The following is a 591-nucleotide window of genomic DNA, read 5'->3' on the forward strand; positions in this document are numbered from 1 at the left end:
GTCCTGGAGGGGGTGGCGACAGGCAGGTGACAGTTCTGGAGGGGGCCGGTGTTCCTGTGTCCGCGAGGGGCGACGACGCCCCGACATGACGGCGGCGCCCCGGGCTCCCCATGAGGGAGGCACCTGGAGGGCGGTGCCATTCGGAACCCGAACAGGAAGGTCCAGGCGATGAAGCGCAAGGTCGCGGTGTGCGTTGGGGTGTGGGTCGCGGTGGCGGGAGGGGTGGCCCATGCTCAGGAGCCCCAGGCGCCGGTTTCGCCCGCGAAGGTTGCTGCTGCCGTCGTGGTCGCGGATCCGAAGCCCGTCTCCGAGGCGCCCTCGGGCACCGAGACCCAGGCGGCCCCGGTCGTGGCGGCCCCCGTCACGGTGCTGTCCGCCGCGCCCCTGGTGGAGGCCGCGACGGGTGGTGAGCCGGCGCAGGCCGCCGTGGCACAGCGTTCGGAGCCGGAGGAGATCCGCGTTCCGGCGGTGCTGATGGTGATGCCGCACGTGAGCACGGCGGGCACGGACACGGGCCGGCTGGTGACGACGTTCGCGGTGGGCCTGCTCGGGACGCATGCGAAGCGGGTGGACGGGCTCGCGATGTCGATG

General features: G+C 73.3%; 1 pseudogene. It reads left to right on the plus strand.

Annotated features, from left to right (window positions below):
• Window positions 1-168: 168 nt before the first annotated feature.
• Window positions 169-591: pseudogene (locus tag D7V88_RS42050) on the plus strand (hypothetical protein); the annotation flags it as partial.

It is taken from the genome of Corallococcus terminator (assembly GCF_003611635.1).
Classification (GTDB): Bacteria; Myxococcota; Myxococcia; order Myxococcales; family Myxococcaceae; genus Corallococcus; species Corallococcus terminator.